Origin of the sequence: Frigoribacterium sp. Leaf186, from assembly GCF_001423905.1 — a bacterium.
GTDB lineage: Bacteria > Actinomycetota > Actinomycetes > Actinomycetales > Microbacteriaceae > Frigoribacterium.
The window spans coordinates 2,942-26,432 of sequence record NZ_LMPQ01000011.1 but is presented as its reverse complement, the minus strand read 5'-3'; the positions used below and the strand labels follow the sequence as shown (position 1 = coordinate 26,432).

Annotated in this window: 22 protein-coding genes; 15 read left to right on the top strand and 7 right to left on the bottom strand. The window is 72.6% G+C overall.

Annotated elements, in window-relative coordinates:
- Positions 1 to 32: 32 nt before the first annotated feature.
- The gene (locus ASG05_RS11780) at positions 33 to 1,985 is read left to right on the top strand and encodes a glycogen debranching N-terminal domain-containing protein (RefSeq protein WP_056260973.1); all 1,953 of its coding nucleotides are present in this window, start codon (positions 33 to 35) and stop codon (positions 1,983 to 1,985) included.
- Between the two features lie 305 nt (positions 1,986 to 2,290).
- Positions 2,291 to 3,229, top strand: a complete 939-nt coding sequence (locus ASG05_RS11775) for a type IV toxin-antitoxin system AbiEi family antitoxin domain-containing protein (RefSeq protein WP_162240657.1) — start codon at positions 2,291 to 2,293, stop codon at positions 3,227 to 3,229.
- 100 nt (positions 3,230 to 3,329) lie between these two features.
- Here the strand turns inward: ASG05_RS11775 and ASG05_RS11770 are convergent, their stop codons facing one another.
- A complete protein-coding gene (locus ASG05_RS11770; RefSeq protein WP_056260968.1) occupies positions 3,330 to 4,448 on the bottom strand; it encodes an NAD(P)-binding domain-containing protein in 1,119 nt (372 codons plus the stop codon).
- 140 nt (positions 4,449 to 4,588) lie between these two features.
- Between ASG05_RS11770 and ASG05_RS15985 the strand changes: the two genes are divergently transcribed.
- Both ASG05_RS15985 and ASG05_RS11765 read left to right on the top strand, forming a co-directional pair.
- A complete protein-coding gene (locus ASG05_RS15985) occupies positions 4,589 to 4,786 on the top strand; it encodes a DUF3073 domain-containing protein (RefSeq protein WP_056227242.1) in 198 nt (65 codons plus the stop codon).
- Positions 4,787 to 4,799: 13 nt separating this feature from the next.
- Positions 4,800 to 5,186: a VOC family protein gene (locus ASG05_RS11765; protein WP_056260967.1), complete on the top strand. Its 387-nt coding sequence runs from the start codon at positions 4,800 to 4,802 to the stop codon at positions 5,184 to 5,186.
- 127 nt (positions 5,187 to 5,313) lie between these two features.
- Here the strand turns inward: ASG05_RS11765 and ASG05_RS11760 are convergent, their stop codons facing one another.
- Both ASG05_RS11760 and purM read right to left on the bottom strand, forming a co-directional pair.
- Entirely contained in the window at positions 5,314 to 5,535 is a 222-nt protein-coding gene (locus ASG05_RS11760; protein ID WP_056260965.1) for a hypothetical protein, read from the bottom strand.
- A 156-nt stretch (positions 5,536 to 5,691) separates the two neighbouring features.
- Complete coding sequence (gene purM, locus ASG05_RS11755; RefSeq protein WP_056260963.1) at positions 5,692 to 6,816, bottom strand: phosphoribosylformylglycinamidine cyclo-ligase; 1,125 nt, start codon at positions 6,814 to 6,816, stop codon at positions 5,692 to 5,694.
- Between the two features lie 71 nt (positions 6,817 to 6,887).
- On the opposite strand from purM, the gene purF reads away from it, so the two are divergent.
- The 3 genes from purF to ASG05_RS11740 all read left to right on the top strand — a co-directional run bounded on the left by purF (position 6,888) and on the right by ASG05_RS11740 (position 10,838).
- Positions 6,888 to 8,348, top strand: a complete 1,461-nt coding sequence (gene purF, locus ASG05_RS11750) for an amidophosphoribosyltransferase (RefSeq protein ID WP_056260961.1) — start codon at positions 6,888 to 6,890, stop codon at positions 8,346 to 8,348.
- 133 nt (positions 8,349 to 8,481) lie between these two features.
- The gene (locus tag ASG05_RS11745; RefSeq protein ID WP_200936841.1) at positions 8,482 to 9,282 is read left to right on the top strand and encodes an ABC transporter ATP-binding protein; all 801 of its coding nucleotides are present in this window, start codon (positions 8,482 to 8,484) and stop codon (positions 9,280 to 9,282) included.
- On the top strand, positions 9,264 to 10,838 hold the full coding sequence (locus tag ASG05_RS11740) for a hypothetical protein (protein WP_056260959.1): 1,575 nt from the start codon (positions 9,264 to 9,266) through the stop codon (positions 10,836 to 10,838). The genes ASG05_RS11745 and ASG05_RS11740 overlap by 19 nt, the downstream gene beginning before the upstream one ends.
- Positions 10,839 to 10,873: 35 nt before the next feature.
- On the opposite strand, the gene ASG05_RS11735 is transcribed toward ASG05_RS11740, so the two are convergent.
- Both ASG05_RS11735 and ASG05_RS11730 read right to left on the bottom strand, forming a co-directional pair.
- Complete coding sequence (locus ASG05_RS11735) at positions 10,874 to 11,281, bottom strand: hypothetical protein (protein WP_056260957.1); 408 nt, start codon at positions 11,279 to 11,281, stop codon at positions 10,874 to 10,876.
- A 92-nt stretch (positions 11,282 to 11,373) separates the two neighbouring features.
- Positions 11,374 to 11,754, bottom strand: a complete 381-nt coding sequence (locus ASG05_RS11730; protein ID WP_056260956.1) for a sterol carrier family protein — start codon at positions 11,752 to 11,754, stop codon at positions 11,374 to 11,376.
- Between the two features lie 90 nt (positions 11,755 to 11,844).
- On the opposite strand from ASG05_RS11730, the gene purD reads away from it, so the two are divergent.
- The 4 genes from purD (at position 11,845) to ASG05_RS11710 (ending at position 15,982) form a co-directional block, all read left to right on the top strand.
- Entirely contained in the window at positions 11,845 to 13,113 is a 1,269-nt protein-coding gene (purD, locus tag ASG05_RS11725; protein ID WP_056260954.1) for a phosphoribosylamine--glycine ligase, read from the top strand.
- Positions 13,110 to 14,111, top strand: a complete 1,002-nt coding sequence (locus tag ASG05_RS11720) for a phosphoribosylaminoimidazolesuccinocarboxamide synthase (protein ID WP_082486734.1) — start codon at positions 13,110 to 13,112, stop codon at positions 14,109 to 14,111. The genes purD and ASG05_RS11720 overlap by 4 nt, the downstream gene beginning before the upstream one ends.
- Positions 14,112 to 14,456: 345 nt before the next feature.
- Positions 14,457 to 15,302 carry a VOC family protein gene (locus ASG05_RS11715; protein ID WP_056261613.1) on the top strand — a complete coding sequence of 282 codons (846 nt, stop codon included), beginning with the start codon at positions 14,457 to 14,459 and terminating at the stop codon, positions 15,300 to 15,302.
- A gap of 104 nt (positions 15,303 to 15,406) precedes the next feature.
- Positions 15,407 to 15,982 carry a GNAT family N-acetyltransferase gene (locus ASG05_RS11710; RefSeq protein ID WP_056260952.1) on the top strand — a complete coding sequence of 192 codons (576 nt, stop codon included), beginning with the start codon at positions 15,407 to 15,409 and terminating at the stop codon, positions 15,980 to 15,982.
- Positions 15,983 to 16,110: 128 nt separating this feature from the next.
- On the opposite strand, the gene ASG05_RS11705 is transcribed toward ASG05_RS11710, so the two are convergent.
- Both ASG05_RS11705 and ASG05_RS11700 read right to left on the bottom strand, forming a co-directional pair.
- Positions 16,111 to 17,613 (bottom strand): catalase, encoded by a 1,503-nt coding sequence (locus ASG05_RS11705; RefSeq protein ID WP_056260951.1) that lies wholly within the window; start codon positions 17,611 to 17,613, stop codon positions 16,111 to 16,113.
- A gap of 85 nt (positions 17,614 to 17,698) precedes the next feature.
- Entirely contained in the window at positions 17,699 to 18,211 is a 513-nt protein-coding gene (locus ASG05_RS11700) for a Fur family transcriptional regulator (RefSeq protein ID WP_082486733.1), read from the bottom strand.
- A gap of 131 nt (positions 18,212 to 18,342) precedes the next feature.
- On the opposite strand from ASG05_RS11700, the gene ASG05_RS11695 reads away from it, so the two are divergent.
- The 4 genes from ASG05_RS11695 to purL all read left to right on the top strand — a co-directional run bounded on the left by ASG05_RS11695 (position 18,343) and on the right by purL (position 23,316).
- A complete protein-coding gene (locus tag ASG05_RS11695) occupies positions 18,343 to 19,719 on the top strand; it encodes an acyltransferase (protein WP_082486732.1) in 1,377 nt (458 codons plus the stop codon).
- 284 nt (positions 19,720 to 20,003) lie between these two features.
- Complete coding sequence (gene purS, locus ASG05_RS11690; RefSeq protein ID WP_056260949.1) at positions 20,004 to 20,270, top strand: phosphoribosylformylglycinamidine synthase subunit PurS; 267 nt, start codon at positions 20,004 to 20,006, stop codon at positions 20,268 to 20,270.
- The gene (gene purQ / locus ASG05_RS11685; protein ID WP_054144901.1) at positions 20,270 to 20,965 is read left to right on the top strand and encodes a phosphoribosylformylglycinamidine synthase subunit PurQ; all 696 of its coding nucleotides are present in this window, start codon (positions 20,270 to 20,272) and stop codon (positions 20,963 to 20,965) included. The genes purS and purQ overlap by 1 nt, the downstream gene beginning before the upstream one ends.
- Positions 20,966 to 21,000: 35 nt before the next feature.
- On the top strand, positions 21,001 to 23,316 hold the full coding sequence (purL, locus tag ASG05_RS11680) for a phosphoribosylformylglycinamidine synthase subunit PurL (protein ID WP_056261610.1): 2,316 nt from the start codon (positions 21,001 to 21,003) through the stop codon (positions 23,314 to 23,316).
- Positions 23,317 to 23,491: the final 175 nt, after the last annotated feature.

The following is a 23,491-nucleotide window of genomic DNA, read 5'->3' as shown; positions in this document are numbered from 1 at the left end:
ACGCCCGCCACCCGGAGCCCCAGGAGCCCCCGATGACCCAGACCTCCCCCCTCGACTCCGACCACGCCGAGCGGTCCGCCCCGACCCCCGGCCTCCAGCCCTTCCTCGCCGCCGAGACGGTCGTCCTGCGAGCCCCCGCCCAGGCCTGGTCGGCCGCCGACGGTTCGATGGGGGCGGCGACGATCCACGGCGTCTACCTCGGCGACGTGCGTCTCGTCGCCGGGCACGGCATCACCGTCGACGGCCTCGTGCCCGAGCACGTGGCCACCGTGCCCCTCGGTGCCTCGGCCGTCCGGTTCGAGTCGCTGCTGCGCGGCCTCGACGACGCCGGAGCCGACCCCGACGTCCGCCTGAGCTCGCTCCGCGACGTCACGACGACGGGCGTGCACGAACGCCACACGATCACCTCCCGGCTGGGCCGCGAGCTCACCGTCACCGTCGCGGCCACCCTCCGGCCGGACGCCTCCGCCATGGACCACGTCAAGGCCGGCATCGCGGGTGAGCCCGTGCGCGACGTGACGTTCGCGGTCGACGGCACCCGCGCCTCCTGGCGGGCCGACGGCGTGCACGTCGACCTCGAGCCCCGAGGAGGCGCGGTGCGGGCGACGCTCGCCGGCCTCGTCGTCGAGTGGGTCGCCGTCGTGCCCGCCCGGGGCTCGGTGACGGTCGGACTCGACCTCGTCGCGACCGCCCCCGATGCCGTGGTCCGGGGCGTGCGCACGCCGCTGCACTGGGCCGACCTCGACCCGGCACCGCGCGACGACCGGCTCGCCCGCTGGGTCGACCGGGCCCGCGACGACCTGGCGGCGCTCCGCCTGACCACGACGACGTCGCCCGACGACGTCTTCTACGCCGCCGGGGCGCCCTGGTTCTTCACGCTCTTCGGTCGCGACTCGCTGTGGGCCGCCCGCTTCACCCTGCCCCTCGACCTCACGGTCGCGGCCGGCACGCTGCGGGTGCTGGCGGGCCTGCAGGGCACCCGGCACGTGCCCGAGACGGCCGAGCAACCCGGCAAGATCATGCACGAACTGCGGCAGCAGACGCTGACGATCCCCGGTGAGGACGTCAGCCTGCCCCCGCTCTACTACGGCACCGTCGACGCGACGGCGCTCTGGGTCTGCCTGCTGCACGACGCGTGGCGCTGGGGCCTGCCGGCCGCCGAGGTCGAGGCGCTGCTGCCGCACCTCGAGGCGGCCCTGGCCTGGATGCGCGACTCGGGCGACAGCGACGGCGACCTGCTGCTCGAGTACGTCGACGAGACCGGGCACGGCCTGGCGAACCAGGGCTGGAAGGACTCCGGCGACAGCGTCCAGTGGCGCGACGGCAGCCTCGCCGAGGGGCCGATCGCACTCTGCGAGGTGCAGGCCTACGCGTACGAGGCGGCGGTGCACGGGGCCGACCTGCTCGACGCCTTCGGTCGGGCGGGCGGCGACGCGTGGCGCGACTGGGCGGGGCGCCTGCGCGACCGGTTCCGCGCCTCCTTCTGGGTCGACGACGCCGCGGGCGCCTACCCGGCGATCGCGCTCGACGCGGCCAAGCGGCCGGTCGACACGGTCACGAGCAACCTCGGGCACCTGCTCGGCACCGGACTTCTCGACCCCGACGAGGAGGCGCTGGTCGCCCGCCGCCTCGTCTCACCCGAGCTGTCCAGCGGCTTCGGCCTGCGCACGATGTCGACCGACAGCGCCGGCTACTGGCCCCTGAGCTACCACGGGGGCAGCGTCTGGACCCACGACACGGCCGTCGCGATCCAGGGCCTCGCCCGAGCGGGGTTCCCCGCCGAGGCGGCCCGGCTCGCCGAGGGCCTGCTGTGCGCGGCGCCGGCCTTCGACCACCGCATGCCCGAGTTGCACTCGGGGGACTCGTCCCGCGAGGTGCCGTCGCCCGTGCCCTACCCCGCCTCGTGCCGCCCCCAGGCCTGGTCCGCCGCGGCCGCCGTCGCCGTCTGGTCCGCCACGCACGACGTCCACCCGCCCCGCCGCTGACCCCGGCCCGCCCGCGTTCCCCACACCCCCACCTCCCACCCCACCCCCTCGTCCGGCGCTCAACCCCCGCCTAGGCAAATCGCCCACCGCCGCACCACGGGGTCAGACGCCCCCACCACCTGCCCCACCCCCTCGTCCGGCGCTCAACCCCCGCCTAGGCAAATCGCCCACCGCCGCACGACGGGGTCACACTCCCCCACCTCCCTCCGCGCATCTCTCCTCCCCACCGGCAAGATGCTCGTCTCCCTCCCCAGCCCGTCGTCGAAACCTCGGCCCCCGCACCGCAGAGTCCCAGCATGGGCTGCATGGAACACCGACCACGTGTCGTCGACGAGCTGCTGACCTCGTCGGCCCTCGTCCGCTCCGGCCTCGACGACCGGCACCTCCGGCACGCGGCGGATCGCGGCCGCCTGACCCGTGTGTCCCGGGGCGTCTACCTCGACACCACGCGATGGGGCGACCTCGAGCCGGAGGACCAGCACGCCCTCCGGGTGAACGTGCTGCTGCGACGATCGTCCGCGCGACTCGTGGCGTCCCACTCCGCGGCGGCCGTCGTGTGGGGCCTTCCCCTGCTGCACAGGCCGCCCCCTGAGGTGCACGTCATCGACCCGGGCCGCCGGACGAACTCCCGAAGCACGACGATGGTGCGGCACGCCCTCCCGCTGCACGAGGACGAGCACGTCGCCCGTGACGGCCTGGCCGTCACCTCGCCGGCCCGGACGGCGGTCGACCTCGCCCTGGCCCACGGCCTGCACGCCGGGTTGATGGCCTACGACCACGGCCTGCGCGAGGGCCTCTTCCGTCGCGACGACCTCGAACGCTGCCTCGCTGGGCGTCGGCGCTCCCCCCGCCGGAAGATCGCCGACCTCTGTCTGCAGCTGGCGGACGAGGGCTCGATGACGCCGATCGAGTCGGTGAGTGCAGCCACGCTCCACCTCCTGGGCCTGCCTCGGCCGGTACGCCAAGAGCCCTTCTTCGACGAGCGGGGAAAGATCGGCGAGGTCGACTCTTGGTTCCCGCAGTTCGGCGGGGTCGGAGAGGCGGACGGTGACGTGAAGTACACGAGCGTGGAGAGGAGGGGCGGACGAGACCCTGCACAGGTGGCGATCGACGAGAAGTCTCGCGAAGACCGCATCCGTGCCGTGCCGCGCGTGCGGCAATTCAGCCGGTGGGGCTACGCGGTGGCGCTCTCGCCCCCGCGGCTCGAGGCCAGGCTCCGCTCCGCGGGGTTCCCCCTCCCGTGACGACCCGTGTCCCGCGTCCACCCGACGTCACCCTCACGGCGCTGCTCGGCGTCACCCTCACCGGCACCGCACGGCGCTACCCGGGCCCGGCGGTACGCCCTCACCCCCGGCGTTCGGCGTCGCTCCCCGACAGCCGCGCGACGACCTGACGGGCGATGGCGCGCCCGGCACGGTTCGCCCCGATGGTGGAGGCCTGCGGCCCGTAGCCGGCGAAGAACAGCCGCGGGTCGAGCGTCGACGCGCCGCCTTCGACGCTCACCCCTCCGTCGGCCGACCGCAGCCCGAGCGGAGCCAGGTGTCGCAGCTCGGGCCGGAACCCGGTGGCCCACACGATCGCGTCGGCGTGGGCGAACGTGCCGTCAGCCCAGCGCACGCCGTCCCGCTCGATCGCCGAGAACATCGGTCGTTCGACCAGCAGGCCGCGCTCGATGCCCGAGACGAACCGTCGGGTGCGGGGCACGCCGGTGCCGCTCACGATGCTCGGCAGCGCCTGCCCGGCGCGGGCCGCGCGGTCCTGTGCGGCGACCGCCGCGACGGCCGACTCGACGTCGAGCTCGCCCTGGTCGAGCCAGTCGACCGGTCGACGCGTCACCCACGTGGTCGAGGCGGCGACGCCGTCGAGTTCGAGCACGAAGCCGATCGCGCTCGTGCCGCCGCCCACCACGACCACGTCGAGCCCCTCGAGTTCGGACGCGGCCCGGTAGTCCGAGGTGTGCAACTGCCTCCCCGCGAACGTGTCGCGCCCCGGGTACCAGGGCACGAACGGCGCCCCCCAGGTGCCGGTCGCGTTCACGACGACCTCGGCCCGCACCGACCCCGAGGAGGCGCGCCCCACCCATCGCACCGCGAACCCGTCACCCAGCCCGGTCACCCCGGTCACCTCGACCGGGCGTCGCACGTCGAGCTCGAGTGCCGCCTCGTACCGGGCGTACTGCTCGGCGACGACGTCGCGGGCCGGGGCCCGGCGGTCGGCCGAGTCGAAGCCCAGCCCGAGCCCGGCCATGCCGGGCAGGTCGTGGACGCGGTGGGCGGCACCCAACCGAAGGCTCTCCCAGCGGTGCTGCCACGCGCCTCCGGTCCCGGGCCCCCGGTCGAGCACGACGAGGTCCCGCCCGACCTCGAGCCCCAGGCGCCGCAGGTACCACGAGACCGACAGTCCGGCCTGCCCCGCACCGACCACGACGACCCGCGTCCGCTCGCCGTCGCCCCCAGAAGTCATCCCGACCATCATGCCCGTCCGGGGCGGCAGCCGGGGATAGGGGTACATGATAAGATCGGTCCAGTTTTGCAACAGTCATCCGTCGGCAGTTCCCGGGTCGTCCGACACCGTTTCCGGGCCGAGTTCAGAGGGGGTCACGCATGGGGCGCGGCCGTCAAAAAGCCAAGCACACCAAGGTCGCCAGAGAGCTGAAGTACTTCAGCCCTGACACCAACTACGGTGCACTCGAAAAAGAGTTGGCGACGAAGAACGACTCCGGCGACGAATACGTCGACAAGTGGGCCGACGACTTCGACGACGAATACGACACCGAGCACGACCAGAACAAGAGCGCCTGAGGCCCGACGGCTGATGTCCTCTTCGTCCTCGTCGCCCGTGTGGGAGCAGGTCGTCGTCGATTCGAGCGACCCCGCAGGGCTCGCCCGGTGGTGGGCCGACGCACTCGGTTGGGTCGTGGTCTCGTCCGACGACGACGAACCCGAGATCCGCTCGACGCCTGACACGCTGCCCGGGCTCCTCTTCGTCCACGTGCCCGAGGCCAAGACGCTCAAGAACCGGCTGCACCTCGACTTCCGCCCCACCCCGGTCGACGGCCAGAGCCGCGAAGCGACGCAGGCGGCCGAGGTCGAGCGTCTCGAGTCGCTCGGTGCGGTCCGAGCCCAGGTCGGCCAAGACGACGCCGACGTCTCGTGGGTCGTGCTCGCCGATCCCGAGGGCAACGAGTTCTGCGTCCTCTGACCGGGGACGCCACCCCTCCCCTCATCCGCCGCGGCGCGTGACCGACACGACGACGGCCCCTCGATCTCGAGGGGCCGTCGTCGTGTCGCGGGCCCGACCGGTGCGATCACCGATCAGGAGGCGCGGGTCAGCGCCCGACGAGCGTCGCGACCGCGGGCAGCAGCCCCACGACCAGCAGCAGGAACATGCCGCCGGCGGTCAGAGCGGCGACCTTGCGGCCGCCGGTCACGGGCGACGACTCGGAGCGGAGCGGAGCCGGCTCGGCGGGGACGCGGCTGACCCGGGCGCTCCGGGGAGCAGCGACGGTCGCGCGGGAGACGGGCGAGAGGGGGATGCGGGTGGTGGTCATGGGTCGACTCCTTCGTCGTCCGATCTGACGTCGTCGTCAGCGCGCCCGGCACGGGCGTGGACCCATCGTACGTCCGCGACGTGGCCGGCGCCATCCAGCACGCGCGGGTGCCCCGCAGCGCCCGACCTCCGCCGGGATCGCGAACGCGACCAGACGTCAGCCGGCGTAGTCCCCGACGAGCCGCACCGCGCCTCCGTCGACTCCCTTGGCGCCCTGCTCGAAGCCGGCCAGGTCGCGTCGCCCGGTCGAGACGGTGCCGACGGGCCAGGTCGCGATGCCGTCGGCCTCGAGGGCCGAGGTGACGGCGGCGGCCCGCGACGCCGCGACGACGGCGATCATGCCGATGCCGAGGTTCCAGGTGCCCTCGCTCGACTCGAGGGTCGAGCCGGCCAGGTCGCTCAGCACGCGGAACACGGGCAGCGGCGACCAGGTCGAGCGGTCGACCTCGGTCCACGAGCCGCGGGGCAGCACGCGGGCCAGGTTGGCCGCGATGCCACCGCCGGTGACGTGGCTGAGCGAGTGGACCGCCCCGTCGAGCGCCGGGTCGTCGAGCACCCGCAGCAGGGGCGAGGTGTAGAGCCGGGTCGGTTCGAGCAGCGCCTCGCCGACGGTGCCCGAGAACTCGGGAAGGGCGTCGTCGTAACCGAGGTCGCGCGAGGCCAGGATGTGCCGCACGAGCGAGAAGCCGTTCGAGTGCAGGCCCGACGAGGCCAGGGCGAGCACGACGTCGCCGTCGCCCACGAGGTGCGGGCCGAGCTGGCGCCCCGACTCGACCGCGCCCACCGCGGCACCCGCGACGTCGTAGTCGTCGGGGCCGAGCAGGCCCGGGTGCTCGGCCGTCTCGCCGCCGACGAGGGCCGTGCCGGTCTCGCTGCAGGCCCGGGCGATGCCCTCGACGATCGAGGCGATGCGGGTCGGCACCACCCGGCCGCACGCGATGTAGTCGGTCATGATCAGCGGCCGCGCGCCCACCACGACGATGTCGTCGACCACCATGCCCACGAGGTCCTGCCCGATGGTGTCGTGCTTGTCGAGCGCCTGGGCGATGGCCACCTTGGTGCCGACGCCGTCGGTCGAGGTGGCGAGCAGCGGCCGCTCGAAGTCCTTCAGGAACGACACGTCGAACAGCCCGGCGAACCCGCCGAAGCCCCCGACGACGCCGGGGCCGTGCGTGGCGGCCACGGCAGCCTTCATCAGCTCGACCGCGCGGTCGCCGGCGGCCGTGTCGACCCCCGCGGCGGCGTAGGAGGCGCTGGTCGAGTGGGCTGGGGAGGTCGCCATTCGTTCATCCGTTCGGTGTCGCTCTAGACTGTCGCGGTAACCCCAACTCTACGGTCTGGAGCCAGATCCGCATGTGCGGCATCGTCGGTCTCGTCGCGCACGAGCCAGCAAATCAACTCGTCTACGACTCGCTCCTCCTGTTGCAGCACCGGGGGCAGGACAGCACCGGGATCGCCACCGCCGAAGGGGGCATCTTCCACGTCCACAAGACCAAGGGGCAGGTCCGCGAGGGGTTCCGCACCCGCGACATGCGCGCCCTGCTCGGCAACATGGGGCTCGGCCACGTGCGCTACGCCACGAAGGGCGCGGCCAGCAACGAGCAAGAGGCGCAGCCGTTCTACGTGAACGCTCCCTACGGCATCGTGCTGATCCACAACGGCAACCTGACGAACACGCGCGAGCTCACCAGCGAACTCTTCCACGTCGACCGGCGGCACCTCAACACCAACAGCGACACCGAGCTGCTGGTCAACGTCCTCGCGCACGAGCTGCAAGAGCAGGTCAACGGCAGCGAGCTCGACCCCGAGCAGATCTTCGCGGCCGTCAGCCGGGTGCACGACCGCGTGCAGGGCTCGTACGCCGCGATCGCGATGATCGCCGGCCACGGCCTGCTCGCGTTCCGCGACCCGTTCGGCATCCGCCCGCTCGTGCTCGGCCGCCGTCTCGCGGCCGACGGCGTCCGCGAAGAGTGGATCACCGCCTCCGAGTCGCTCGTCCTCGAGTCGGGTGGCTACGAGATCGTCCGCGACGTCGCTCCCGGCGAGGCCGTGTTCATCTCGCTCGACGGGCAGATGGTCTCGAAGCAGTGCCACGCCAGCCCGCGCCTGATCCCCTGCTCGTTCGAGTACGTCTACCTGGCCCGCCCCGACTCGATCATGAACGGCATCTCGGTCTACGACGCCCGCCTGCGCCTCGGCAACCGGCTGGCCGACACGATCGCCGCGCACTCGCCGATCGGCGACATCGACGTCGTCATGCCCATCCCCGACTCGTCACGGCCCGCTGCCATGCAGGTCGCGCAGAAGCTCGGCATCGAGTACCGCGAGGGCTTCTACAAGAACCGCTACGTCGGCCGCACCTTCATCATGCCGGGGCAGGCCGAGCGCAAGCGCTCCGTGCGCCAGAAGCTGAACGCCATGTCGAGCGAGTTCAAGGGCAAGAACATCCTGATCGTCGACGACTCGATCGTCCGCGGCACCACCTCGCGCGAGATCGTCGAGATGGCCCGGGCCGCCGGGGCGAACAAGGTGACCTTCACCTCGGCCGCTCCCCCGGTGCGGTTCCCCCACGTGTACGGCATCAACATGCCGTCGCGACACGAGCTCGTCGCCCACGACCGCAAGATCCCCGAGATCGCCCGCGAGCTCGGCGCCGACCACCTCATCTACCAAGAGGTCGCCGACATGCAGGCGGCCATCACCGAGGGCAGCGACGTCACCGAGCTCGAGATGAGCTGCTTCACGGGCGACTACGTCACGGGCACCGTCAGCCCCGAGTACCTCGCCTGGGTCGAGGCCAACCAGCTCAGCTAGGCGTCCGTCCCGAGCCGACCCGCGCCTCCTGCGCCGTGTCGTCGACCCGGGTCCACCCGCCACCCGCGCCTCGCCCGGGCTTCCACCCGTCGGGGGAGGCGCGGCGTCGGCGGGCGTCCCTAGGCTGGGGGCCATGAGCGACGTCGGCATGCCCCGCCCCGAACCGACCGCGACGCCGCCCGCGTCCGCCCTGCAGATCACGGGCCTCCGCAAGGCGTTCGGCGACAAGGTCGCGGTCGATGGCATCGACCTGACCGTGCCCGCGGGGTCGTTCTTCGGCCTCGTGGGCCCGAACGGCGCCGGCAAGACGACGACGCTCTCGATGGCCACCGGGTTGCTGCGTCCCGACGCCGGACGCATCGAGGTGCTCGGCGTCGACGTCTGGTCCGATCCGACGCACGCCAAGTCGCTGGTCGGCGTGCTGAGCGACGGCATCTCGCTCTTCGACCGCCTCACCGGCGAACAGCTCGTCACCTACCACGGCCTGCTCAACGGCATGACCCGCGAGACGACGGCCCAGCGGGTGGGAGACCTGCTCGACCTGCTCGACCTCCGGTCGGCGGGCGGCACGCTCGCGGTGGACTACTCCGCGGGCATGACCAAGAAGGTCGCGCTCGCCTGCGCGCTCGTCCACGCCCCGCGCCTCCTCGTCCTCGACGAACCGTTCGAGTCGGTCGATCCGATCTCGGCCGCCAACATCCGCGACATCCTGCACGGCTACACGCAGAACGGCGGCACGGTCATCGTGTCGAGCCACTCGATGGACCTCGTCCAGCGCATGTGCGACCACGTCGCCGTCATCGCCGCCGGCCGGGTGCTCGCGGCCGGCACGACCGACGACGTGCGCGCCGGCTCGACCCTCGAAGACCGGTTCGTCGAACTGGTCGGCGGGCGTCAGCACAACGAGGGGCCGTCGTGGTTGCGCACCTCCTGAGCCTGCGCTGGCGGGTGCTGCTGAACGGCTTCAAGCGCAGCACCTGGCAGATCGTCGCCGCCGTCCTGGGCGGGCTCTACGGCCTCGGCGTGCTCGCCGCCGTCGTCGCCGGGCTCGTGGCCCTCGCCTTCGCACCCGAGCGGTGGGCCTGGACGGCCGGCGTGCTCGGCGGCTCGCTCGCCGTCGTGGGCTGGGTCGTCGTCCCGTTCATCGCCAGGGGCTACGACCAGACCCTCAGCGTCTCGAAGCTGCGCCAGTTCCCCCTGCCCGCCGACCGGCTGCTCGTCGCCCTCTTCATCACCGGCCTGCTGGGCATCCCCGGCATCGTCACCCTCGTCGCCGCCCTCGCGACGACCTTCAGCTGGGTGCAGCACCCCCTGTCCGCCGTGCTCGCCCCGTTCTGCGGGGTGCTCGGGGTCTTCGTCTGCGTCGCGGCGTCCCGCGCGGTCGAGACGGCCACCAGCGCACTCGGCGCCAAGCGTCGGTACCGCGAGCTGATGAGCGTCGCGATCTTCGTGCCCCTGATCCTCGCCGGGCCCCTGATCGGGCTCGTCGGCCAGGGTCTCAGCTCGATCGGTGACGACCTGCCCCGGGTCGCCCACGCCCTGTCGTGGAGCCCGCTCGGCGCCGCGTGGTCGATCCCCGGCGACGTCGCGCTGGGCCGACCGGGCGAGGCCGCCCTCAAGGCCCTGATCGCGCTGGCCACGCTGGCCGTGTTGCTGCTGCTCTGGCGGCGGGGGTTGGCGACGGCGCTCGTCGCTCCCCCGGCCGTCACCGCCACCGCGGCGTCCAAGGGCCTCGGCCTCTTCGCACGCTTCCCGGCGACCCCGACGGGCGCGGTCGCCGCCCGTGCGGCCGTCTACTGGCTGCGCGACCCGCGCTACGGCGGCTCGCTGATCGTCGTCCCCCTGATGCCGGTCCTGGCCGTCTTCCTCTCGTTCTCGCTCGACACGACCTGGCCGCTCTACGCGATCGGTCCGGCGGTCGCGGCGCTGCTCGCCATCACCCTGGCGGCCGACGTCTCGTACGACGGCACCGCCTTCGCCGCGCACCTGTCCACCGGGTTGGCGGGCTCTGCCGACCGGGCGGGCCGCGTCCTGACGCTCTCGCTCTTCGCGGTGCCGGCGGTCGTCGTCGCCACGCTCGTCCCCCTCGCCGTGATCGGGCGGTTCGACACGGCCCCGGCACTGCTCGGCGCCGGCCTCGGGCTGCTGCTGACCGGCTTCGGGGTCTCGAGCATCGCCTCGGCCCTGTACCTCATGCCCGTGCCGGCGGCGGGCGAGAGCCCCTTCAAGTCACCGCCCGGTGCCAGCGTCACCTCGGCGCTCGGCCTCTACGCGTCGTGGGCGATCGTCTTCGTCCTGTCGCTGCCCGAGCTCGTGCTCGCCGTGGTCGCGCTGGTGCGGGGTTCGGTGCTGCTGGGGCTGCTCGCCCTCGTGGTCGGGGTCGTCCTCGGGGCCGTGTTCATGCTCGTGGGCATCCGCCGCGGTGGGCGTCTGCTCGACGCCCGCGGTCCCGAACTGCTCACCCGCCTGCGACGGGCCCGAGGCGCCTGACCTCGTCCCGGGCGGTCGGCGGCGTTTCACGTCCGTCAGAGACGGTCCGCGTCACCGTCCGTCAGCGACGGTCGATCGACCTCGGGCTCGTCGACCGGAGCCTCGAGCCTCTCGCGCTCGACCTGGACCCGCTTCGCCCCGCGGCTCGTGACGCGCTCGGCGACGATGGCCACGACGCAGCCGACCGTGCCGCCGATGGTGAGGCCCCAGAGCGAGATGTACCCGTAGGTCTGCGCGACGCCCTCGCCCGAGTCGAACGGGAAGAGCGAGGTGACGACCAACGACACGACGACGCCGAGGGCGGCGCCCATGATCAAGAAGACCGGCACCTTGGGCGCGCGGCGCACGGTGACCTCGTCGCGTTCGACGACCGGCTCGCCGACGGGCCGACCGGGCTCGACGACGGGCTCGGGCTGCTGCTGGTCGTCGGGTGCGTCGGTCACCAGCCCATCATCCCAGAGCCGGGCCGACGCCGCCGCCGCCCGTCTCGACGTCGAGCAGGGCAGCCGCCCCGCTCGAGCCCAGGAGGCGCGGGTCAGCCCCGCTGCCAGGCGATCGGCACGTAGCCGGTCAGGTCCGCCCTGCTGCCGGAGGCCGACACGAGCGCCCCGGCCCGCGCCTCCTGCCAGCTGAGGTCGCCGGTCGCGAGCCGCACGAAGGTGGCGGCGTCGGTCTCGACGACGTTGGGCGGCGTGCCGCGGGTGTGGCTGAGCCCCTCACGGAACTGGACGGCGCCGAACGGCGGCACCCGCACCTCCACGGTGGCCCCGGGTTCACCGTCGGCGAGCACCTGCAACAGCCAGCGGACGGCCGTGGCGGTCACCGGTCGGGCCGCGGCCCCGCCGTCGGCGAGCGCCGCCCGCACCTCGCCCACCGCGGCCGATCCCACCGTGTCGTCGATCCGCGCCCTGGCCATGGGCCCACGCTACCCGCGCCTCCGCGCCCCGCACCGCCCCTCCACCGCCCGGACTCGGCACCGCAGCCGACGCTCGGTAGGCTGTCGCCCGTGCGAATCCTCGTCCTCGGTTCCGGTGCTCGCGAGCACGCCATCATCACCGCCCTGCTGCGCGAAGACGCCGGTCACGAGATCGTCGCGGCTCCCGGCAACGCGGGCATCGCCGACCAGGTCGGCATCGTGCACCTCGACCCGTCGAACGGTGCCGTCGTCACCGAGTACGCCCTCGAGAACGACGTCGAGCTGGTCGTCGTCGGCCCCGAGGCACCGCTCGTCGCCGGAGTCGCCGACGCCCTGCGCACGCGGGGCATCCCGGTCTTCGGGCCCGGCAAGAAGGCCGCGGCGCTCGAGGGCAGCAAGACCTTCGCGAAGCGCATCATGGACGCCGCGGGCGTGCCGACCGGCCGTGCCACGCGCGTGGGCACCCTCGACGAGGCCGTCGCCGTGCTCGACGACCTCGGCTCGCCCTACGTCGTCAAGGCCGACGGGCTCGCCGCCGGCAAGGGCGTGCTGGTGACCGACGACCGCGACGCGGCGATCGAGCACAGCACGTACTGGCTGCAGCACGGGCCCGTGCTGGTCGAGGAGTTCCTCGAGGGCCCCGAGGTCTCGCTGTTCTTCGTCAGCGACGGCCACACCGTGGTGCCCCTCAGCCCCGCGCAGGACTACAAGCGCCTGCTCGACGGCGACGCGGGCCCGAACACCGGCGGCATGGGCGCGTACTCGCCGCTGCCCTGGCTGGCCGACCGGTTCGGCAGCGAGAAGGACTTCGTCGACGAGGTGCTCGACACCATCGCCACCCCGACGGTGCGTCAGCTCGAGTCCGAGGGCACCCCGTTCATCGGGCTGCTCTACGCGGGGCTGATCCTCACCGAGCGGGGCGTGCGCGTCATCGAGTTCAACGCGCGCTTCGGCGACCCCGAGACACAGGTCGTGTTGCCCCGACTGCTCACGCCGCTCAGCAGCCTGCTGCTGGCTGCCTCGACCGGGTCGCTCGGCAACCACGAGTCGCCGCGGTTCTCGTCCGACGTGGCGGTCACGGTGGTCCTCGCGAGCGAGGGCTACCCCGAGGGCGCGGTCAGCGGTCGTGCCCTGCACGGGCTCGACGACGCGACGGCCGTCGCCGGCGTCCACGTCGCCCACGCCGCGACCGCCCGGCTCGACGACCGGTTGATCGCCACCGGCGGACGAGTGCTCAGCGTCGTGGCGCAGGGCTCCGACTTCACCGAGGCGAGGGGGCGCGTCTACGACGCACTCCAGCGCATCGAACTCGAGGGCGGCCAGTACCGTCACGACATCGCCGAGCGGGTCGCCCGATGAGCGCCGCCGACGGCTCGGTGCCCGCAGCCGCCTCGACGCCCTCCGCCGACGCCACCGCAGGAGGCGCGGGTCACCAGGCCCCGCCCGTCGCCCCCGGCATTCCCCCCGCCCTCACCGGCTGGGCGCCCGTCTACTCGGGCAAGGTCCGCGACCTCTACGTCCCCGCGCCCGTGGCCGGTTCGGTCGGCGACGCCGCCACCCTCGAGGACACCGAGCACGTGCTCGTCGTCGCGAGCGACCGGGTCAGCGCGTTCGACCAGGTGCTCGAGCCCGGCATCCCCGGCAAGGGCGCCCTTCTCACGCAGCTCAGCCTCTGGTGGTTCGCCCAGCTGTCGACCGTGCCGAACCATCTCGTCGACCCGACCACCGCCTCCGTGGCGTTGCCGGCGCGGGTCCGTGACCGGGCGATGCTCGTGAAGCCGCTCGACATGTTCCCCGTCGAGTGCGTGGTGCGCGGGTACCTCGTCGGCAGCGGCTGGAAAGAGTACGAGCAGCACGGCACGGTGTGCGGCATCGCGTTGCCCACCGGGCTGTCGGACGGCGACCGCCTGCCCGAGCCGATCTACACCCCGGCCTACAAGGCACCGCTCGGCGAGCACGACGAGAACGTCTCGTTCGAGCGCACCGTCGAGCTGGTCGGTGCCGAGACCGCGGCCGCGCTGCGCGACCGCTCGCTCGAGATCTACCGGCTGGCGTCCGCCGTGGCCGAGGCCCGCGGGGTGATCCTCGCCGACACGAAGTTCGAGTTCGGCGCCGACCGCACCACGGGCGAGATCACGCTGGGCGACGAGGTGCTGACGAGCGACAGCAGTCGCTACTGGGATGCCGAGGTCGACGCCGCGGGCGACCGCACCCAGAGCTTCGACAAGCAGATCGTCCGCGACTGGCTGTCGGCCAACTGGGACGGCATGGGCGAGCCCCCGCCCCTTCCCGACGAGGTCGTCGCCCGCACGGCCGCCCGCTACCGCGAGCTGATCGAACGCCTCACCGGCCGCTGACCCGGGGCCCGGCCTCGGCGGCGGCCCCGCCCCGCCCGGCCCCCGGCCTCCACACCGCGTTTCGTGCAGTGCACCGCGTCGAGACCCGGTGCGCTGCACGGAACGCGGTGCGCTCTCGGTCGGGAATTCGCGAAGCCGCTGGCCGGTTCCGTTCGATGACACGTCACCGACCGGGTGACCATCCGACCCGAGCAGACCGAGGGCCCCATGACCGAAACCTCCGCGACCGACGCGACCCGCGCCTCCTCGCCCTCTGCGACCTCGCCCTCGACCCGCCGCCAGGACCAGGCCCCGGGCGCGAGCGCGAGCGCACGTGCGACCGACCTGCTCGCCGCCGACACCGGCATGGGAGCCGTCACCCTCCGGGTCGCCGACCTCGACGCCATGACCGCCTACTACCGGGACGCGGTCACGTTGACCGTGCTGGTCGCCGACCAGGCGGCGGGGCGGGTCGTCCTCGGACGCGGCGCGACCCCGATCGTCATCCTCGAGCACGCCCCCGAGCTGAGGCACGCCGGGCCGCGAGAGGCCGGGCTCTTCCACACGGCGATCCTGTTCGAGACCGAGGCCGACCTCGCCGCCGCCGTCTACAGCGTGGCGACCCGCCACCCCGGCACGTTCACCGGCAGCGCCGACCACCTCGTCAGCAAGGCCTTCTACTTCACCGACCCCGAGGGCAACGGCATCGAGCTCTACTGGGACCGTCAGCGCAGTGAGTGGTCCTGGACCCACGGACAGGTCGACATGGCGACGCTCGCCCTCGACCCCGCCGCGTTCGTGCAGCAGAACGTCACCGAGGAGGCGCTGGCCGGCTCCGCGTCGCGTCCCGCCACGGTCGGCCACGTGCACCTGAGCGTGGGCGACGTCGAGTCGGCCCACCGGTTCTACGTCGAGCAGCTGGGCTTCGAGACGACCACGCGGTTCGGGCCGCAGGCGCTGTTCGTCAGCGCCGGCGGCTACCACCACCACATGGCGATGAACACCTGGACGAGCGCGGGCGCCGGACGCCGCCAGCTCGCCCTGGGGCTCGGCCTCGTGCGCATCGAGGTGCCCACGGCCGACGACCTCGGCGCCCTCGGCGAGCGCCTCGGCCACCACGGCGTCGCCACCCGGGACGACGGCCGCGTGCTGGGGTTCGACGACCCCTGGAACAACCAGCTCGAGGTGACGGTCCGACCGCAGGCGAGCTGACCCTCGGTCGTAGTCGACGCGCCCCCTCGGTCCCAGGGGGGCCGGCCCTCCGGTCCGCGCAGCCCGGCGGTCGCCGACGCGGCACCCGTCGATACGGTGGGTCCATGTCCGACTCCGATGCCGCCCCTCCCGTCTTCTCGACCACCCGTGAGGGCGACCTGACCCTCGACGACCACGAGGCGGTCGCCGCGATGCTCGCCCGGTCGTTCCCGAGCTACGACCACTGGTACGCCGGTGCCCGCAGCTGGGCCGGCATGCAGCCCGAGCTGCGCGTCGTGGCCCGCCAGGGCGACGTCGTCGTCGCCCACGCCGGCCTCCGGCGTCAGTTCGTCACGGTCGGCGACACCGACCTGCTGGTCACGGCGGTCGGCATGGTCGCCGTCTCGCCGACGCTGCAGGGCACGGGCGTCGGCGGCGAGCTGCTGCGGCAGGTGGACGCGGCGTTGAGCTCGCTCGACAGCGGGTTCGGCCTGCTCGAGACCGGAGACGACGTCCAGGGATTCTACCGACGCGGCGGCTGGCTGCCGCTCGACGGCCTCACGGCGCACTACACGGCGTTCAGCGCCGACGGAGCCGGCGTCCTCGTCTCCCAGGACCACGGCTGGCTGCTGCGCGAGGGCTCGCACACCCTCGCCGACTGGCCCACCGGCGAGCTGCACTGGAACGGCCAGATGGTCTGACGGCGCATCCGGCACGCCCGACCCGGGCGTGCCGGGTGCGCCTGGCCGGGCGACCGGCCGAGACGCCGAGGAGGCGCGGCTCCCGTCGAACGGGAACCGCGCCTCCTCGGGTCTGACGCGGTGGCGGACTACGCCGGGACGCCGACCTCGATCGGGTCCTCGTTCGAGCCGGGAGCCTCGGGCTCGACGCCCGCACGGACCCGCTGGCCGAGCGTCGCGTCGACGTTCGTCCAGTACTGGTAGACGCGCTCGCGCAGCGCCGGCTGGGTCACCTTCGAGACGTGGCCGACGATGTTCTGCACGAGGCGGTCGCGCTGGGCGTCGTCCATGACCTCGCGGACGAGCGTGCCGGCCTGGCCGAAGTCGTCGTCTTCGGGGTGGAGGGTCGCCGCCGAGCGGACGAGCTCGCCGTCGGCCTCCCACCCGCCGGTGTCGCCCGCGGCCTGCGGGTCGGCCGCGGGGCCGCCCACCGAGTTGGGCGCGTAGACCGGAGCCGTCGCCTCGCTGAAGTGGTAACGCGCGGCGCCGTCCTTCGAGTACGAGTGCACCTCGGTCTTGGGCATGTTGACCGGCAGCTGCTGGTGGTTGACGCCCACGCGGTAACGGTGCGCGTCGGCGTAGCTGAAGATGCGCGCGAGCAGCATCTTGTCGGGGCTGGCCGCGATGCCGGGCACGAAGTTCGACGGCGCGAAGGCGGCCTGCTCGATCTGCGCGAAGTAGTTCTCGGGGTTGCGGTCCAGCGTCATCTTGCCGACCTCGATCAGCGGGTAGTCGCTGTGCGGCCACACCTTGGTCAGGTCGAACGGGTTGAAGCGGTAGCCGGCGGCGTCCTCGTAGGGCATGACCTGCACCGACAGCGTCCAGGTCGGGAAGTCGCCGCGCTCGATCGCCTCGGACAGGTCGCGGATGTGGAAGTCGGCGTCCTCACCGGCGATGCGGTCGGCGTCGTCCTGCGTGAGGATCTCGTTGCCCTGGTCGCTCTTGAAGTGGTACTTGACCCACGAGCGCTGCCCCTCGGCGTTGATCCACTGGTAGGTGTGCGAGCCGAAGCCGTCCATGGTGCGCCACGAGGCGGGCAGGCCACGGTCGCCCATCAGCCAGGTGACCTGGTGGGCCGACTCGGGCGAGAGCGTCCAGAAGTCCCACTGCATGTCGTGGTCGCGCAGGTGCGAGCCCGGCAGGCGCTTCTGCGAGTGGATGAAGTCGGGGAACTTGATGCCGTCGCGGATGAAGAAGACGGGGGTGTTGTTGCCGACGAGGTCGTAGTTGCCCTCGGACGTGTAGAACTTCAGCGAGAAACCGCGGGGGTCGCGCCACGTGTCGGGGCTGCCCTGCTCGCCGGCGACGGTCGAGAAGCGTGCGAGCATCTCGGTCTCGACGCCGGGCTGGAAGAGCGCGGCGCGGGTGTACCGCGAGACGTCGCCCGTGGTGACGAACGAGCCGAAGGCTCCGCCGCCCTTGGCGTGGACGATGCGCTCGGGCACCTTCTCGCGGTTGAAGTTGGCGAGCTTCTCGACCAGCTTGTGGTCGTGCAGGACGATCGGGCCGTCGGCGCCGACCGACTGCGAGTGCTCGTCGCTGGCGGCGGGGGCGCCGTTGTCGGTGGTGGTGATCTTCTTCGCGTCGGTCATGTGTCCTCTTTCGTTCGTGGTTCGTCGTCGTGTGGGTTCGGGGGCGCCGGAACGCGGCGGGGTGGGTCGGGGCGGGCGAGGGCGGTCAGGCCGCCGGGACCGCCGGGGTCGGGGTGCCTCGACGACCGGACGAGGAGGCGCGGGTCGGCTCGTCGCCGTCCGCCCCGTCGGCCTCGGCCGCCCGACAGGCCGGGCACAACCCCCAGAAGGTCACCTCGGCGGTCTGCACGAGGTACCCCGAGTCGTGCGAGGGGGTCAGGCACGGCGCGTGGCCGACGACGCAGTCGACGTCGGCGACCGACCCGCACACCCCGCAGACCACGTGGTGGTGGTTGTCGCCCGTGCGCAGTTCGTAGAGCGCGGCCGAGCCCGCGGGCTCGATGCGGCGGACCAACCCGGCCCCGGTCAGGGCGTTCAGCACGCCGTAGACCGCCTGCACCGACGTGCCGGGCAGGTCGAGGGCGACCCGCGCGAAGACCTGCTCGGCGGCCGCGTGCGGCGACGGCTCGAGGGCGCGCAACACGGCGAGCCGGGGCTCGGTCACGCGCAGCCCGGCGGAGCGCAGGGCCTCGCGGGGGTCGACGGTCGGATCGGTCATGGGTCCAGTGAACCACTCTTTTGATCCGATCAAAACAATTGAGTCGTCCTCGGAGGTTCTTCTCGGGCTTTCGGGCGTCCGACCTGTGGACAACCCCTCCGAGCGGACGACGCTTCGCTAGCGTCGTCGACATGAGCACCACCGCCACGACGCCGTCGTCAGCCACCCCCGTCGTCCCCCCGGGGCGCGACCTCGTCGTCGACCTGGCCCGCGTCTTCTGCGTCCTGCTCGTCGTGGCGATCCACGTGATGATGGTCGGCATCGCCGTCGACGACTCGGGGGCCGTCGTGGCGACCCAGCCACTGCAAGAGCAGTCGTGGTTCGCCCTCTCCACCTGGGCCGGCCAGATCATGCCGCTCTTCTTCGTCGTCGGCGGGTTCGCCAGTGCGACCGCGTGGGTCGGCGCCCGCCGCCGAGGTGACGACGCCGGCGACTTCGTCCGCGGTCGCCTGCTCCGCCTGGCCCGCCCGGCGAGCGCCGTGTTCGTCGTGCTCGCCCTGGCCCTCGTCGTGGCGACCGCCGTCGGCGTCGACCCCGCCGTGCTCGACGTCGCCGCCACCGGCGTGGGCACCCCGTTCTGGTTCCTCGCCGCGTACGGCATCACCCAGCTGTGCGTGCCCCTCATGGCCCGCTTGCACGCCCGGCGTCCGTGGTCGACGCTGCTCGTGCTCGCCGTCGGCGCCGTGGCGGTCGACGCCGTCCGCTTCGGCACGGGCGTCACCTCGGTCGGCCTCGTCAACCTGGCGTTCGTCTGGCTCTTCGTGCAGCAGCTCGGCTTCGCGTACGCCGACGGGCTGTTCACCCGCACGCCGCGACTCGTGCTGTGCGTCGTGGCCGCCCTCGGCTACGCCGCGCTCGTCCCGCTGACGACGGCGGGGCCGTGGTCCGACGACATGCTGCGCAACCTCAATCCGCCGACGGTGCCGCTCATGGTGCTCGGGGTGGCCCAGGTCTGCGTGCTCTCGCTCGTGCACCCGCTCCTCTCGCGCCTGATGTCCACCGCAGCCGCGCGGGCCGTCGTCTTCGCCGTCGGCAGCCGCGGCATGACGATCTACCTGTGGCACCTGCCCCTGCTCATCGCCGTCTCCGGCGTGGTCCTGGCCCTCGGCGGCCCGCTGCCCGAACCGGCCACGGCCTCGTGGTGGTGGACGCGCATCCCGGTCTGGGCCCTGGTCATCGGCCTGGCGTGCCTCGTCTCGCTGGCGACCGGGCGACTCGAGCGGCCACCGCGAGCGCTGCCCACCGGCCGGCGCCGCGCCTCCTGGTGGTCGGTCGGCGCCGCCGCCGTCCTCACGATCGCTCCGCCGTTCGACGTCATGCAGCAGGGGCTCGACCTGCGCAACGCGATCGCCGGTGCCGTCTGCCTGCCGTTCGCGATCTGGTTGCTCGGTCGGTCTCGCCCTGCCTCCCGGGCGGCGAGCTCGGGCGCCACCTCGGCACGGGCCGCCTCCGGCCGCGCCTTCTCCGACCGCGCCGTCTCGTCGAGCGACCAGGCCACGAAAGGGTAGACGCCCGGCCGACGGGGGAATCGGCCGGGCGTCCGGCGGTCTCGGGGCGGATCAGGAACCCGTCGACCGGAAGCGAGACAGGAGGCCCGATCACGAGGCCCGTGCCCTGTCCGCTGCGACCACTCTGCGGCGCGTTCCCATGATCCGGCTGACAAGAGCCTCGCATTCTGCTGACGATCGGCGACCGCGGGCCTCCGCCGTCGTCACGGGCACCACCAGGAGGCGCGTGCGGCTGCCGTAGACTCGTCGCGTCCACCCGTTGACGCCTCTTCAGGAGTAAACCAGTGCCCACAATCGTCGTCGAGGTCATGCCCAAGGCTGAACTGCTCGACCCCCAGGGCAAGGCCGTCGCCGGCGCCCTGTCCCGTCTCGGCAAGGGGGCGTTCACCGACGTCCGCATCGGCAAGCGCTTCGAGGTCACCGTCGAGGGCGAGGTGACCGACGCCGTCCTGGCCGACGTGCGCGAGCTCGCCGACGACATGTTCTCGAACTCGGTCATCGAGGACGTCGTCTCGATCACCGTCGCCGACGACGCTCCCGCCGCCCGCTGATGCGCGTCGGCGTCGTCACCTTCCCCGGCTCCCTCGACGACCGTGACGCGCAGCGCGCGGTCCGACTCGCGGGCGGCGAACCCGTCGCCCTCTGGCACGGCGACCACGACCTGAAGGGCGTCGAGGCGATCATCCTGCCCGGCGGCTTCAGCTACGGCGACTACCTGCGCGCCGGCGCGATCGCTTCGTTCTCGCCGATCATGGCCGACGTCGTCGACGCTGCGAACGCCGGCATGCCCGTGCTGGGCATCTGCAACGGGTTCCAGATGCTGGCCGAGGCCCGTCTGATCCCGGGTGCGCACACCCGCAACGCGCACCAGCAGTTCATCCGTCGCGACCAGCGCCTCGTCGTCGAGAACGCCCGCACCGACTGGACGAACGGCTTCACCGAGGGGCAAGAGATCACCATCCCCCTCAAGAACGCCGACGGCCGCTTCATCGCCGACGCCGAGACGATCAAGCGCATCGAGGGCGAGGGGCAGGTCGCGTTCCGCTACGTCGGCGTCAACCCGAACGGCTCGATGGACGACATCGCCGGCGTCACGAACGCGCGGGGCAACGTCGTCGGCCTCATGCCGCACCCCGAGCACGCCGTCGAAGAGGGCTTCGGCCCCGACACCCCCGCCGCGATGTCGAGCGGCGTCGACGGCCTGACCTTCTTCACGTCCGTTCTCGAGAGGGCCCTCGCCAAGTGACCGACCAGACCGACCGCGCCCCGCACGACGCCGAGATGATCGACGTCCGCCCCGAGGGCCACGTGCCCGACACCGTGGCGAACGCCGCGGCGACCCCCGAGCGCGAGCAGCCCTACGGCGCCCTCGGCCTCAAGGCCGACGAGTACGCGACGATCCGCGAGATCCTCGGCCGTCGCCCCACGAGCGGCGAGCTCGCCATGTACTCCGTGATGTGGAGCGAGCACTGCTCGTACAAGTCGAGCAAGATCTACCTGCGCCAGTTCGGCCAGAAGGTCTCCCCCGCCATGAAGAAGAACCTCATGGTCGGCATGGGCGAGAACGCGGGCGTCGTCGACGTCGGTGGCGGCTGGGCCGTCACCTTCAAGGTCGAGTCGCACAACCACCCCAGCTACATCGAGCCGTTCCAGGGTGCCGCCACCGGCGTCGGCGGCATCGTCCGCGACATCATCTCGATGGGCGCGCGCCCCGTGGCGGTCATGGACCAGTTGCGCTTCGGCGACATCGACGCGGCCGACACCGCCCGCGTGGTCGACGGAGTCGTCGGCGGCATCAGCTTCTACGCCAACTGCCTGGGCCTGCCCAACATCGGCGGCGAGACCTACTTCGACGCGGTGTACCAGGGCAACCCCCTGGTCAACGCGCTGGCGGTCGGCGTGCTGCGCCACGAAGACCTGCACCTGGCGAACGCCCGCGGCGTCGGCAACAAGGTCGTTCTCTTCGGCGCTCGCACCGGGGGCGACGGCATCGGCGGCGCGTCGATCCTCGCGTCCGACACGTTCTCGTCCGGCGGGCCCACCAAGCGCCCCGCCGTCCAGGTCGGCGACCCGTTCGCCGAGAAGGTGCTCATCGAGTGCTGCCTCGAGCTGTTCCGCGACGAGCTGGTCGAGGGCATCCAAGACCTCGGTGCGGCCGGCATCAGCTGCGCGACGTCCGAGCTCGCCTCGAACGGCGACGGCGGCATGTTCATCGAGCTCGACAACGTCCTGCTGCGCGACCCGTCCCTCACGGCCGAAGAGATCCTGATGAGCGAGAGCCAGGAGCGCATGATGGCCGTCGTGCGCCCCGACAAGCTCGACGCGTTCCTCGCCGTCGTGGCCAAGTGGGACGTCGAGACGAGCGTGCTCGGCGAGGTCACCGACACGGGCCGCCTGGTCATCAACTGGCACGGTGAAGAGATCGTCAACGTCGAGCCCCGCACGGTCGCCGTCGACGGCCCCGTGTACGAGCGCCCCGTCGCCTATCCGAGCTGGATCGACGCCCTCCAGGCCGACGGCGCCTCGTCGCTGCCGCGCCCCACGGGCAACGCCGTGCTGCGCGAGCAGTTCCTCGAGCTGCTCGGGTCGCCGAACCTGGCCGACAAGAGCTGGGTGACGAACCAGTACGACACCTACGTGCTCGGCAACACGGCGCTGAGCTTCCCCGACGACGGCGGCATGATCCGCGTCGACGAAGAAAGCGGGCTCGGCTTCGCGATCGCGACCGACGCCAACGGGCGCTACTGCCAGCTCGACCCCAAGCAGGGCGCCCGCCTGGCGCTGGCCGAGGCCTACCGCAACGTCGCCGTCACCGGTGCCGTGCCGGCCGCGGTCACCGACTGCCTGAACTTCGGCAGCCCGGAGGACCCCGAGGTCATGTGGCAGTTCTCGCAGGCCGTCGAGGGCCTCGCCGACGGCTGTCTCGAGCTCGAGATCCCGGTCACCGGCGGCAACGTCTCGTTCTACAACCAGACCGGCACGAAGCCGATCCACCCCACGCCCGTGGTCGGCGTCCTCGGCGTGATCGACGACGTCGCCAAGCGCATCCCCTCGGGCTGGCAGGACGAGGGCGACAACATCTACCTGCTCGGCACCACCGCTCTCGAGCTCGACGGCTCGGCCTGGGCCGGAGTCGTGCACGACCACCTCGGCGGTCGTCCGCCGGCGGTCGACCTCGCGGCCGAGGCCCGGCTCGCCCAGCTGCTGCACGCGGGCGGCGACCAATCGCTCATCGCGGCGGCGCACGACCTGAGCGACGGCGGCCTGGGGCAGGCCCTCGCCGAGGCGGTCCTGCGCTTCGGCGTCGGCGCCCGCGTCTGGCTCGGCGAGGTGCTCGAACGCGACGGCATCGACGTGGCGACCGCCCTGTTCAGCGAGTCGACCGGTCGCGTGATCGTCTCGGTCCCCCGTGAGGACGACGTGCGCTTCCGCGGCCTGTGCGAGGGACGCGGGTACCCCGTGGCCCGCATCGGCGTGACCGACGCCGAGTCCGGTTCGCTCGAGGTGCAAGACGTCTTCACCGTGTCGATCGACGAGCTGCGCAGCACCCACCGCGGCACCCTGCCGGCTCGCTTCGGAGCCACGATCGGCGAATAGGCCCCCGCGCCTCCCCGATCCGGGCGAGTCCGTCGGAACCGGTCGTCACCAGACGACCGAGCCCCACGGACTCGCCCGTCTTCGTCTGCGGCCTGTTCCCCTGCCGACGGTCCGACGTCGCCGTTCCGCCCCGTAGGGCCGTGCCAGCCGACCAACAGGACCAGAACCGACCCGG

Excerpts from the sequence above, each read along its gene's own strand:
- ASG05_RS11780 (WP_056260973.1), top strand. The coding sequence starts at position 33 with ATGACCCAGACCTCCCCCCTCGACTCCGACCACGCCGAGCGGTCCGCC.
- ASG05_RS11775 (WP_162240657.1), top strand. The coding sequence starts at position 2,291 with ATGGAACACCGACCACGTGTCGTCGACGAGCTGCTGACCTCGTCGGCC.
- ASG05_RS11770 (WP_056260968.1), bottom strand. The coding sequence starts at position 4,448 with ATGACTTCTGGGGGCGACGGCGAGCGGACGCGGGTCGTCGTGGTCGGT.
- ASG05_RS15985 (WP_056227242.1), top strand. The coding sequence starts at position 4,589 with ATGGGGCGCGGCCGTCAAAAAGCCAAGCACACCAAGGTCGCCAGAGAG.
- ASG05_RS11765 (WP_056260967.1), top strand. The coding sequence starts at position 4,800 with ATGTCCTCTTCGTCCTCGTCGCCCGTGTGGGAGCAGGTCGTCGTCGAT.
- ASG05_RS11760 (WP_056260965.1), bottom strand. The coding sequence starts at position 5,535 with ATGACCACCACCCGCATCCCCCTCTCGCCCGTCTCCCGCGCGACCGTC.
- purM (WP_056260963.1), bottom strand. The coding sequence starts at position 6,816 with ATGGCGACCTCCCCAGCCCACTCGACCAGCGCCTCCTACGCCGCCGCG.
- purF (WP_056260961.1), top strand. The coding sequence starts at position 6,888 with ATGTGCGGCATCGTCGGTCTCGTCGCGCACGAGCCAGCAAATCAACTC.
- ASG05_RS11745 (WP_200936841.1), top strand. The coding sequence starts at position 8,482 with ATGAGCGACGTCGGCATGCCCCGCCCCGAACCGACCGCGACGCCGCCC.
- ASG05_RS11730 (WP_056260956.1), bottom strand. The coding sequence starts at position 11,754 with ATGGCCAGGGCGCGGATCGACGACACGGTGGGATCGGCCGCGGTGGGC.
- ASG05_RS11720 (WP_082486734.1), top strand. The coding sequence starts at position 13,110 with ATGAGCGCCGCCGACGGCTCGGTGCCCGCAGCCGCCTCGACGCCCTCC.
- ASG05_RS11715 (WP_056261613.1), top strand. The coding sequence starts at position 14,457 with ATGGGAGCCGTCACCCTCCGGGTCGCCGACCTCGACGCCATGACCGCC.
- ASG05_RS11710 (WP_056260952.1), top strand. The coding sequence starts at position 15,407 with ATGTCCGACTCCGATGCCGCCCCTCCCGTCTTCTCGACCACCCGTGAG.
- ASG05_RS11705 (WP_056260951.1), bottom strand. The coding sequence starts at position 17,613 with ATGACCGACGCGAAGAAGATCACCACCACCGACAACGGCGCCCCCGCC.
- ASG05_RS11700 (WP_082486733.1), bottom strand. The coding sequence starts at position 18,211 with ATGACCGATCCGACCGTCGACCCCCGCGAGGCCCTGCGCTCCGCCGGG.
- ASG05_RS11695 (WP_082486732.1), top strand. The coding sequence starts at position 18,343 with ATGAGCACCACCGCCACGACGCCGTCGTCAGCCACCCCCGTCGTCCCC.
- purQ (WP_054144901.1), top strand. The coding sequence starts at position 20,270 with ATGCGCGTCGGCGTCGTCACCTTCCCCGGCTCCCTCGACGACCGTGAC.
- purL (WP_056261610.1), top strand. The coding sequence starts at position 21,001 with ATGATCGACGTCCGCCCCGAGGGCCACGTGCCCGACACCGTGGCGAAC.